The sequence below is a fragment of the Mycobacterium sp. TH-M116 genome (genome assembly GCF_057473685.1).
In genome coordinates this window covers 1-7,538 of record NZ_JBYCLC010000393.1, presented here as the reverse complement: position 1 = coordinate 7,538, position 7,538 = coordinate 1, and the positions used below count along the sequence as shown (strand labels likewise).

General features: G+C 68.6%; 6 protein-coding genes. 2 read left to right on the top strand and 4 right to left on the bottom strand.

The window, feature by feature from the left end:
- Positions 1-165: 165 nt before the first annotated feature.
- From AC2VOK_RS20470 to infC, 4 genes are all read right to left on the bottom strand, one after another.
- Positions 166-957, bottom strand: coding sequence for a TrmH family RNA methyltransferase (locus AC2VOK_RS20470; protein ID WP_428902074.1), 792 nt, complete (start codon positions 955-957; stop codon positions 166-168).
- Between the two features lie 15 nt (positions 958-972).
- Positions 973-1,362 carry a 50S ribosomal protein L20 gene (gene rplT, locus AC2VOK_RS20465; protein WP_421529967.1) on the bottom strand — a complete coding sequence of 130 codons (390 nt, stop codon included), beginning with the start codon at positions 1,360-1,362 and terminating at the stop codon, positions 973-975.
- 75 nt (positions 1,363-1,437) lie between these two features.
- Entirely contained in the window at positions 1,438-1,632 is a 195-nt protein-coding gene (rpmI, locus tag AC2VOK_RS20460) for a 50S ribosomal protein L35 (protein ID WP_407687902.1), read from the bottom strand.
- Between the two features lie 39 nt (positions 1,633-1,671).
- The gene (gene infC, locus AC2VOK_RS20455) at positions 1,672-2,280 is read right to left on the bottom strand and encodes a translation initiation factor IF-3 (protein WP_421529969.1); all 609 of its coding nucleotides are present in this window, start codon (positions 2,278-2,280) and stop codon (positions 1,672-1,674) included.
- A gap of 422 nt (positions 2,281-2,702) precedes the next feature.
- Between infC and lysX the strand changes: the two genes are divergently transcribed.
- Entirely contained in the window at positions 2,703-6,044 is a 3,342-nt protein-coding gene (lysX, locus tag AC2VOK_RS20450; protein ID WP_428902073.1) for a bifunctional lysylphosphatidylglycerol synthetase/lysine--tRNA ligase LysX, read from the top strand.
- 114 nt (positions 6,045-6,158) lie between these two features.
- On the top strand, positions 6,159-7,538 hold a 1,380-nt coding region (locus AC2VOK_RS20445; RefSeq protein ID WP_428902075.1), incomplete at its 3' end, for an alpha/beta hydrolase.

Here is a 7,538-nt window from a genome sequence, read left to right as displayed (position 1 = left end):
GATCGCGCGGCGCGACTTCCACTCGTCTTACGTTAGGTGCTCCGCGCAGAGGCAGGCAACGAGACTCGCTACAGGTGTGTCACACGTCGCAGCGAGGGACGTGCTCACGCCGGTGTCACACCGCGTCGGCTGCTCTGGCGCGGTCGCGCCGCCACCTGGGTTCTTCTACGAACGCGCCAGCAGACCCAAGGCGCGTGCGCTCTCGTAGAGGCAGATCGCCGCGGCGGCGGCGACGTTGAGGCTTTCGGCGCCGCCCGCCATCGGGATGCACACCCGGTGGTCCGCGGCCGCCGCGAACTCGGCCGGCAGGCCCTGGGATTCCGGCCCGAACAGCCATGCCGTCGCCGCGCTGAGCACCCGGTCGGCGTCGTCCAGACGCGTCTCACCGTCCAGCGCGGTGGCCAACACCTGCAGGCCGGCGCCGCGCAGTGCCGCGAGGGCGTCGTGGGCGTCGGGAGCGACGACGACCGGCACCGAGAACACACTGCCGGCAGACGCCCGCAGGCATTTGCCGTTGTACGGGTCGACGCTGCGGCCGGCGAAAAGCACTGCTCCCGCGCCCATCGCGTCGGCGATGCGGATCAGCGTGCCCGCATTGCCCGGCTCACTGATCTCCACGGCCACCGCGACCAGCCGCGGCCGGGCGGCCAGCACGTCCTCGATCCTCGTTTCCGGCAGTTCGCACACCGCGATCAGCCCCGCCGGCGTGACGGTGTCCGAGAGCGCCTTCGCGGCCCGCTTGGTGACAAGGTGGACCGGGCAATCCAGCGCGTCGACCAGCGCGGCATGCCGTTGAGCGGCCGGTTCGGTGGCGAAGACCTCCCGGGCCAGTCCCCGGGCCGCGGCGGCCTGGACCAGGTGAGGGCCTTCGGCCAGGAACCGCCCGGCGCGCCGGCGGCCGACATGGCGGTGAAGTTTGACCGCAGCGACCACGCGGGCCGAGCGTTCGGTCAGCACCGAAGGTGCCCGGATTCAGGCAGCCTCTCCCGACGGGCGGTTGACGTCCTCGGGCAGCGCCGCCCGCGCCACCCCGACGAGCGTGGTGAACGCCGCGGGGTCGGTGATCGCGATGTCGGAGAGGTTCTTGCGGTCCACGTCGACGCCCGCGGCCTTGAGTCCCTGGATCAGCCGGTTGTAGGTGATGTCGTTGGCGCGCGCGGCCGCGTTGATCCGCGAGATCCACAGCTTACGGAACTCGCCCTTGCGCGCCCGACGGTCGCGGTAGGCGTAGTTCAGTGAATGCAGCTGCTGCTCTTTGGCTTTGCGGTAGAGCCGGGAGCGCTGGCCCCGATAGCCTTTTGAGGCCTTCAGGATGCTGCGCCTCTTCTTGTGGGCGTTGACCGCGCGCTTTACGCGTGCCATGAGATGTTCCTACTCTCGCTCGGATGTAACTGGTCAGGTACCGGCGCCGGGTCGCGGACCGGCCCGGTTCGATGGTCAGCCGTTCAGCATCGAGTTGACACGCTTGGTGTCGTTGGCTGAAACGGTCGTGCGGCCGTCCAGCCGCCGAGTCCGTTTGGTCGGCTTGTGCTCCAACAGGTGCCGGCGGTTGGCGCGCTGGCGGACGATCTTTCCGGTCCCGGTGCGCCGGAACCGCTTTGCCGCACCGCTGTGGGTCTTGGCCTTGGGCATGTCTCTCCCGTTCTGCTGGTGTGCTGTCCAGGTGTCAGGTCAGTTGGATGAAGGCGCGGGGTCAGCGCTTCCGTCGGCAGCCGGGGCCGGCCCGGCCCCCGGCCCTTCCGGATACTGCGCCCTGGCGCGGGTTTTCGCGCCCCGGTGCGGTGCCAGCACCATCGTCATGTTGCGGCCGTCCTGTTTGGCCGACGTTTCGACGAATCCGAATTCGGCGACGTCCGAACCCAGCCGCTGGAGCAGCCGATAGCCCAACTCGGGCCGCGACTGCTCACGTCCGCGAAACATGATGGTGACTTTCACCTTCGACCCCGCCTCCAGGAAGCGCACTACGTGGCCCTTTTTGGTCTCGTAGTCGTGGTCGTCGATCTTGGGCCGCAGCTTCTGCTCTTTGACGACGGTCTGCTGCTGGTTCCGGCGGGATTCGCGCGCCTTTTGCGCCGCCTCGTACTTGTACTTGCCGTAGTCCATGATCTTGCAGACCGGTGGTCTGGCGTTCGGCGCAACTTCGACGAGGTCGAGATCGGCGTCCGCGGCGACGCGCAGTGCGTCTTCGATGCGCACTATGCCTACCTGTTCTCCCCCTGGGCCGATCAATCGGACTTCAGGTACGCGGATGCGCTCGTTGACGCGGGTCTCAGTGCTGATGGGGCCTCCCTGGGTGGGCGTTGTCGGGTAGTCACGACCAGCGCCTGGGCAGTCCGGATTCGCAAGGGGAGAACCACACCATCAGCAAAAAAGCCCTGCCTCAGCAGGGCCCATGCCGACCGATCGCGGCGAGAGCTGTCACGCCGCCCGCGTCACCGCGGAACAGGCACCGAGAGTGCCTGTGACCGGACCGCTGAGCCTTGTCAATTCTTTCGGCCAGCGGTGGGAGTGGGACTCCACTTAACGTTCCTGGCGTTCGCCGGGATGGTCGCGCAGCCGAGTCTAGCAGCACCGGAGCTTTTCCCCGCACTTGCGCGTGTCGGCGGCACACGCCGGGCCGGGCGCAGCGTCACCGAACTCCATGAGCCGTGCCGGGCGCTTCGCGAGGCTTTTCCCGGATTGAACGAATATCCTCGCGGTCTGTGACTGTCGTTTCGCCGCGTTCCGGCAGCCAGTCGGCTTCCCGTTATCACTGGGTACCGGCGGCCGCCGGTTGGACCGTCGGCGTCATCGCGACGGTCTCGCTGGTGGCCAGCGTGTCGCCGCTGGTCCGCGTGCTGATCAGGGTGCCGCGGGAGTTCATCAACAGCTACCTGTTCAACTTCCCCGACACCAGCATCGCCTGGTCGTTCGTGTTGGCATTGCTGGCCGCCGCGCTGAGTGCCCGCAAGCGCATCGCCTGGGCACTGCTGCTGGGAAACATGGTCCTTTCCGCGGCGCTCAACGCCGCCGAGATCGCCGCGGGCGACAACAGCCCCGCCGAGATCTTCGGCGAAAACCTGGGGTTCGCGGCGCACGTCGTGGCGGCCGTCGTCCTTGTTCTGGCGTACCGGGAATTCTGGGCCAAGGTCCGCAGGGGCGCCCTGTTCAAGGCGGCCGCGGTGCTGTTCGCCGCCGGCGCGATCGGGATCCTGGTTTCCTGGGGCCTGGTCGAGCTCTGGCCCGGATCACTGGCGCGCCAAGACCGGCTCCCCTACGTGGTCAACCGAGTGATCGGCTTCGCCTTGGCCGATCCCGACCTGTTCACCGGCCGGCCACACCTGATCTTGAACGCCATCTTCGGGTTGTTCGGCGCGCTCGCGCTGATCGCGGCGACGATCGTGCTCTTCCAGTCCCAGCGGGCCGAGAACGCGCTCACCGGGCAGGACGAGTCCGCCATCCGCGGGCTCGTCGAGTTGTTCGGCAAGGACGACTCCCTGGGATACTTCGCGACGCGGCGCGACAAATCGGTGGTGTTCGCGAGCAGCGGCCGCGCCGCCATCACCTACCGGGTCGAGGTGGGGGTCTGCCTGGCCAGCGGCGACCCGATCGGTGACCCGAGGGCCTGGTCGCAGGCCATCAACGCGTGGTTGAGCCTCTGCAAGGCATACGGCTGGGCGCCCGGCGTGACGGGCGCCAGTTCCGAAGGAGCCCGGGCTTATCGTGAGGCCGGCCTCAACGCGCTGGAACTGGGCGACGAGGCCATTTTGCGGACCGCCGACTATCGGCTGTCCGGGCCGGACATGCGCGGGGTGCGCCAGGCGGTGACGCGGGCCCGCAGGGCGGGACTCACGGTGCGGATCCGGCGGCATCGCGACGTCCCCGCCGACGAGATGACCAAGACCATCGAACGCGCCAACGCGTGGCGCGACACCGCCTCCGAGCGCGGCTTCTCGATGGCGCTGGGCCGGCTCGGCGACCCCGCCGACGGGGACTGTCTGCTGGTCGAGGCGCTCGACCGCGACGGCGACGTCGTGGCGATGCTCTCCCTGGTCCCGTGGGGAACCACCGGCGTCTCGCTGGACCTGATGCGCCGTGCCCCGCACTCCCCCAACGGAACCATCGAGCTCATGGTCAGCGAGTTGACCCTCAACGGCGAACAACTCGGCATCACCCGGGTCTCCCTGAATTTCGCGATGTTCCGTTCGGCGTTCGAACAGGGTGCCCAACTCGGCGCCGGCCCGATTGCCCGGCTGTGGCGCGGCTTCCTGCTGTTCTTCTCCCGGTGGTGGCAGCTGGAGACGCTGTACCGCTCGAACGTCAAATACCACCCCGAATGGGTCCCCCGCTACGCCTGCTACGAGGACGCGCGGCTGATTCCGCGGGTCGGGGTCGCTTCGGCGATGGCCGAAGGTTTCCTGGTGTTGCCGTTCAGCCGGCGCGACGAGACGCATACGGGTCACCACCCGGCCGTGCCGCCCCGGCTGGTCGAGTCCGGGTTGCTGCATCCCGACGGGTCGGCGCCCGACGTCCGCAGCCTGCGACGCGCGGACACCGACGAGTACTGGGCCCACCTGCCCGAACAGGTGCGGGTGCGACTCGCCAAGCTGGAGATGCTGCAGCGCAGCGGCGTGGACGCCTACCCCGTCGGGTCTCCCCCCAGCCACACGATTGCCCGGGCGCTCGACGCGCTCGACGCGCACGACGCGCACGACGCGCACGACCGGGAGATCATCTCGGTGGCGGGACGGATCCTGCGCATCCGCGACTACGGCGGAGTCATCTTCTGCCAGCTACGCGACTGGTCAGGCGAAATCCAAGTGCTGCTGGACAATTCGCGCCTGGTCCGCGGGCGCAACGCCGACTTCACCGGCGCGGTCGACCTCGGCGACCTGGTCGAGGTGACAGGGCACATGGGTTTCAGCAAAAAGGGCACCCGCTCGTTGCTCGTGCACGACTGGCGGATGGTGGGCAAGTGCCTACGGCCCCTGCCCAACAAGTGGAAAGGCTTGACCGACCCGGAGGCGCGGGTGCGGACGCGCTACGTCGACCTGGCGGTCAATCCCGAGTCACGCGAGCTGATCACGGCACGCAGCAGAATTGTGCGCTCGGTGCGGGACACATTGTGCGCCAAAGGATTCATCGAGGTCGAGACCCCAATCCTGCAGCAGGTCCACGGCGGCGCCACCGCGCGTCCGTTCGTCACCCACATCAATGCCTACGACATGGACCTGTTCCTGCGCATCGCGCCGGAGCTCTACCTCAAGCGGTTGTGCGTCGGCGGCATGGAGCGGGTGTTCGAGATGGGCCGGGCGTTCCGCAACGAAGGTGCCGACTTCAGCCACAACCCGGAGTTCACCCTGCTGGAGGCCTACCAGGCGCATGCCGACTACGCGGTATGGATCGACGCCTGCCGCGAAATCATCCAGAATGCCGCCGAGGCAGCCCATGGTGAGCAGATCGCGATGCGACCCCGCGGCGGCGCCCACGGAGCCGGCCTCGAACCGGTCGACATCTCCGGTAGATGGCCGGTGAAAACAGTGCACGACGCGTTGTCCGAAGCGCTCGGAGAACACATCGACCCCGACACGCCCCTGGCCGCGCTGCGCAAGCTGTGCGACGCTGCGCGCATCCCCTGCCGACCGCACTGGGATGCCGGCGCGGTGGTGCTCGAGCTCTACGAGCACCTGGTCGAGCAGCACACCGAGGCGCCGACCTTCTACACCGATTTCCCGACGTCGGTGTCGCCGTTGACCCGGCCGCACCGCAGCCGCGCCGGCGTCGCCGAGCGGTGGGATCTGGTGGCGTGGGGGGTGGAGTTGGGCACCGCCTACAGCGAGCTGACCGACCCGGTCGAGCAGCGGCGCCGCTTGCAGGAGCAGTCGCTGCTGGCTGCCGGCGGAGATCCCGAGGCCATGCAGCTCGACGAGGACTTCCTGCAGGCCATGGAGTATGCGATGCCGCCGACCGGCGGGCTGGGGATGGGCATCGACCGCGTCGTCATGCTGATCACCGGCCGCAGCATCCGCGAGACGCTGCCGTTCCCGCTGGCAAAGCCGCATTAGACCGGTATTAGGCCCGCCTTAGCCCCAGGCGGACCTGCCAGCCAGTCCGACACGTGGATGAATATGTTCCGGGCGAGTTAACAATGGCTCACACTGGACCATGTGACAGCGTCGATGACCGATGCCACGGACCGGTTGCTCGCCACCGGTCATATCTCGTTGATGCATGGCTGGGTGCCGACGACGATCCAGGTGGCAACCGCGGTGACGCTGACGCTTGCCGTCGGCTGGCGCTCACGGCGCTGGCGGGCGGTGTGGCTGCCGGCGGCGGTCCTGGTCGGTGGGGTGGCGGCCTACCTCACACACTGGTACATCGTTGACCGCGGTCTCTCCGAGGACCCCGCGCCCTCAGCACTGTGGCTCTGGATCACGTTGACCGGCATGGCCGTGGCCGTGCTGATCCTGGGCTGGGGCAGCGCGCGGCGATGGCGGCGTGGCGTGGCGCTGGTAGCCGTGCCGCTATGTGCGCTCAGCACGGCGCTGGTGCTCAACGTGTGGGTTGGCTACTTCCCGACGGTGCAGTCTGCGTGGAGCCAGGTCATCTCCGGCCCGCTGCCCGATCAGGCCGACCGGGCCACCGTCACCGCGATGGCAAACAAGGGGGCCCGACCACCGCACGGCACCGTGCTGCCGGCGGTCATCCCCTCGGACGCATCCCATTTCAAGCACCGCGGCGAGCTGGTCTACCTGCCGCCGGAGTGGTTTGCCAGCAGCCCGCCGCCACCGTTGCCGACGGTGATGATGATCGGGGGGCAGTTCAACACACCCGCGGACTGGATGCGGGCGGGCAACGCGGTCAAGACGATCGACGACTTCGCGGCCGCGCATGACGGCAAGGCGCCGGTGTTGGTGTTCGTCGACTCCGGTGGCGCTTTCAACAACGACACCGAATGCGTCAATGGCGTTCGCGGAAATGCCGCCGACCATCTGACCAAAGATGTTGTGCCCTACATGGTTGCGAATTTCGGCGTCAGCCCCGATCGGTCTCGATGGGGTGTCGCGGGCTGGTCCATGGGCGGAACCTGCGCGGTGGACCTGACCGTCATGCATCCCGAGATGTTCAGCGCCTTCCTCGACGTTGCCGGCGACTTCTCCCCGAACGCCGGCAACAAGGCCCAGACCGTCGCCAGGCTGTTCGGCGGCGATGCCGACGCCTGGGCGGCATTCGACCCGACCACGGTGATCGCGCGGCACGGGCCGTACCGCGACGTGGCCGGCTGGTTCACGATTTCCTCGGTTGGCCCGCCGCCGCGCCGCGACGCCGTGCCGGCAGACAGCGGCGCAGTCCGTCGCGCGGCGCGGGAAGCGGCCGCCGATCCCGGCAACCAGACCGCGGCGGCCTATGCGCTTTGTGTGTCCGGCCGTGCCAACGGAATCGACTGCGCGGTGGTCCCCCAGCCGGGCAAGCACGATTGGCCGTTCGCGGACCGGGCCTTCGCGGCCGCGCTGCCCTGGCTGGCGGGTCGACTGGGCACGCCGGGGGTTGCGCGCACA

What these genes read in the sequence shown, in the direction of transcription:
- rpmI (WP_407687902.1), bottom strand. Translation starts at nt 1,632, where the DNA reads ATGCCCAAGGCCAAGACCCACAGCGGTGCGGCAAAGCGGTTCCGGCGC.
- rplT (WP_421529967.1), bottom strand. Translation starts at nt 1,362, where the DNA reads ATGGCACGCGTAAAGCGCGCGGTCAACGCCCACAAGAAGAGGCGCAGC.